Raw genomic sequence first — 3,558 nt, 5'->3', positions numbered from 1 at the left:
TAAGCGAAAGCCTCTCTAAGCCGGGCGGAACAGTCCGGAAATACCTAGATTGAAGCATGCTTGAACCGGCAGGCGTCGGTTTGCGACCAATAATAGGCATGCTGCATGGCACAATCAGATAAATCGCGGCGCGCGTCCACGCGCACTGAGACCGACAGTTTCGGTCCGATCCAAGTCCCTGCCGACCGCTATTGGGGCGCGCAGACCGAGCGCAGCCGGCAGAATTTCCGGATCGGCCAGGACCGCATGCCGCTGTCGATCGTGCACGCGCTCGGCATCGTCAAGCTAGCCGCCGCCGAGACCAACCGCGAGCTCGGCCTGCTCGACCAGAAGCGTGCCGACGCCATTGCGCGCGCAGCGCGAGAGGTGATCGACGGCAAGCTCGACGAGCACTTTCCGCTCGTGGTGTGGCAGACCGGCTCCGGCACCCAGACCAACATGAACCTGAATGAGGTGATCGCCAACCGGGCCAACGAAATGCTGGGCGGCGAGCTCGGCGCCAAACAGCCGGTGCATCCCAACGATCACGTCAACATGAGCCAGTCGTCGAACGATTCGTTTCCGACGGCCATGCACATCGCGGCGGCGCGCGCGATCCACGACCATCTGCTGCCTGCCCTGACCGAATTGCACGACGCGCTCCACGCGAAGCAGGAAGCCTTCGCCGATATCGTCAAGATCGGGCGCACTCACACCCAGGACGCGACGCCGCTGACATTGGGTCAGGAATTTTCCGGCTACGCCGCGCAGGTCGAGAACGCCATCATCCGTATTCGTACGGCGTCGCGCGATCTATTTCCGCTGGCGCAGGGCGGCACCGCCGTCGGCACCGGATTGAATGCGCATCCCCGATTCGCAAAACTGTTCGCTAAGCATGCCGCCGAAATCACGAAGCTGCCCTTCACCAGCGCCGGCAACAAGTTCGAGGCACTGGCCTCGAACGACGCCTATGTCTTCGCGCACGGTGCGATCAACTCGGCGGCGACCGGACTATTCAAGATTGCAAACGACATTCGCCTATTGGGCTCAGGACCGCGCTCCGGATTGGGCGAACTGATTCTGCCTGAGAACGAGCCGGGCTCTTCGATCATGCCGGGCAAGGTCAATCCGACTCAATGCGAAGCGATGACGATGGTGTGCTGTCAGGTGTTCGGCAATCACACCGCGATCACGGTCGCAGGCAGCCAGGGACATTTCGAATTGAACGTTTACAAGCCTATTTTGGCTCATTGCATGATGCATTCAATCCAGTTGCTGGGCGATGCGGCGCGTTCATTCACCGAGCACTGTGTGAACGGCATCCGCGCCGACGAGACCAGGATTCGCGAACTAATGGAGCGTTCGCTGATGCTGGTCACCGCGCTGGCGCCGAAGATCGGCTATGACAACGCCGCAAAGGTAGCCAAGTCGGCGCACCAGCGCGGCACGACCTTGAAAGAGGAAGCGACCCGGCTCGGCTTGGTCTCCGCGGATGAATTCGACCGCCTTGTGCAGCCGCAAAAGATGACTCGGCCGGGAAGATAGCAACGGTAATTCCGTAGTACTACGGGGGCTAATGCAATTCACGCCATTAACCCCTAAAGGATAGTGTTAAATACCAAGAACCTGCTGTGTTCGCGATCAAACGCGTTCTCTTTCGCAAAAAGCAGGATCAGAATTTTGACGGTGCCGGAGGCCGAAAACGTGATTGTCCTGATCACCGTTGAGGCCGTTCGCGCGATACGCGGTCGTTCATGTTTTTATCATGATGACCGGGTTCTGCGATCTCTTGGATGATTGGAGCGAACATGGGGGACGTGGTCAACTTGAAGCGTTTCAAAAAACGCATGGAACGCGATCAGTCCGCGAAAGCGGCCGATGCGAACCGCGCACGGTTCGGCAGGACCAAAGGCGAGCGCACGACCGAAGCGCAACGTGGACAGCGCGCAAACGATCTATTGGATCAACATCGTATCAATGGCGAGGACGCGTGATGAAATCCCCCGTCGTGAAACGCTCGATCGTCGTCGCCGGTCATAAGACTAGCGTCAGTCTTGAAGAGGCGTTCTGGAACGGCATGAAGGAGATCTCCGGACTCCGAAACATGACGTTGTCGGAGCTGGTCGGAGAGATCGACAACAATCGCCAGCAAGGCAATTTGTCGTCCGCAATCCGCCTCTTCGTGCTCGACCACTTCAAGAGCCGCGCTGCCAACAGCAGCGAGCCGAAGCAGCCTGAAGGTCGCCATCCGGCGTCCGCAGCTGCTCCCGGGGTCTGATCGGCAGTTTGCGTCGACCTGTTTACAATCGCTCTAAGATGCAGCGTCATCTTGCACGCTGCGCTTGACCTACCGACGTGCGATTGAAAATACAGGTGATGACCGAAAACTGCGATACTCGGACGCACCTGCCGCTTGGGCTGGCGAAACGCGGCTATTCCGGGACGATTCAGCACCTCTCAGCCAGCGGCGCCGGCTCGTCGTTGCCGGATGCTGAGCTGGAAAGCCGCCTCATCGAGCTCGGCTTCGTCGAGGGCGCGCGGGTCGAGATCCTGCACGAGGGCATCGTCGGACGCGATCCGATCGCGGTCCGGGTCGACAACATCACCGTCGCGGTGCGCCGCCGCGAGGCCATGGCCATCATCGTGGCGTAAGGCGGCTGGAACGCATCCCATGGAAAGCCCGCTGACGCATCTGGCCCTGGTGGGGACACCTAACAGCGGCAAGACCTCGCTTTTCAACGCGCTGACCGGCAGCCGGCAGAAGGTCGCGAATTATCCGGGCGTCACGGTCGAGCGCAAGGAAGGGTCCTTCGTCACTCCCTTGGGCCGCCAGATCTCGGTGGTCGACCTCCCCGGCACCTATTCGCTGCGAGGCCGCAGCCCCGACGAGGAGATCACCCGGGATTTCGTGCTTGGACGGGCCAAGAGCGAGACACCGCCCGATCTCGTGCTCTGCGTCGCCGATTCCACCAACCTGCGATTGACGATTCGTCTTTTGCTCGAATTGAAGAACACCGGCCGGCCGCTGGCGCTGGTGCTCAACATGTTCGACATCGCCACCCGCCGCGGCGTCACGATCGACGTGCCCAGGCTGTCGGAGGCGCTCGGCGTCCCGGTGGTCACCTCGATCGCGGTGCGCAAGAAGGGCACCGCCGATCTGCTGCGGCTGACCGACGAACTGCTCTCGGCCAATCCCTCCGAGCATCAAAGCACTTGGCAGCCGCTGACCGTGCCGGAGCTGCGCGCCACCCAGCGCGAGGCTGATCGCATCATCGCCGACACCGTCAGCCTGCCGGCGCGGCCCGACACCTGGACCTCGCGGATCGATGCGGTCGTGCTGCACCCGGTCGGCGGCCTCGTGGTGCTGTTGCTGATCCTGTTCGTGATGTTCCAGGCGGTGTTCGCCTGGGCGCAGCCTCTCATGGACCTGCTGTCCGCAGCCTTCGACGCGCTCGGCCAATTCGTCCATGAGGAGTTGCCCGGCGGCCTGCTGCAGAGCTTCCTGCAGAACGGCGTGATCTCCGGCGTCGGCAGCGTCATCGTGTTCCTGCCGCAGATCATCATCATCTTCCTGTTCAT

The 3,558-nt window shown here is 61.4% G+C and carries 5 protein-coding genes; all 5 read left to right on the top strand.

What is annotated here, in order from left to right; genetic code table 11:
- Positions 1-105 precede the first annotated feature (105 nt).
- Positions 106-1,524 carry a class II fumarate hydratase gene (gene fumC / locus WA702_RS13115; protein WP_425110954.1) on the top strand — a complete coding sequence of 473 codons (1,419 nt, stop codon included), beginning with the start codon at positions 106-108 and terminating at the stop codon, positions 1,522-1,524.
- 263 nt (positions 1,525-1,787) lie between these two features.
- The gene (locus WA702_RS13110; protein ID WP_425110953.1) at positions 1,788-1,973 is read left to right on the top strand and encodes a DUF4169 family protein; all 186 of its coding nucleotides are present in this window, start codon (positions 1,788-1,790) and stop codon (positions 1,971-1,973) included.
- Entirely contained in the window at positions 1,973-2,257 is a 285-nt protein-coding gene (locus WA702_RS13105) for a ribbon-helix-helix domain-containing protein (protein ID WP_425110952.1), read from the top strand. Before WA702_RS13110 ends, WA702_RS13105 begins: the two co-directional genes overlap by 1 nt.
- Before the next feature lie 98 nt (positions 2,258-2,355).
- Positions 2,356-2,631 carry a FeoA family protein gene (locus WA702_RS13100; RefSeq protein WP_425110951.1) on the top strand — a complete coding sequence of 92 codons (276 nt, stop codon included), beginning with the start codon at positions 2,356-2,358 and terminating at the stop codon, positions 2,629-2,631.
- A gap of 19 nt (positions 2,632-2,650) precedes the next feature.
- Positions 2,651-3,558, top strand: a 908-nt coding sequence (locus WA702_RS13095) for a FeoB small GTPase domain-containing protein (RefSeq protein WP_425110950.1), incomplete at its 3' end; no start/stop codon positions are given.

The sequence above is a fragment of the Bradyrhizobium sp. genome, assembly GCF_049798375.1.
GTDB lineage: Bacteria > Pseudomonadota > Alphaproteobacteria > Rhizobiales > Xanthobacteraceae > Bradyrhizobium.
Note: the sequence above shows the minus strand (reverse complement) of the source record. Positions and strands in the feature narration are given on the sequence as shown.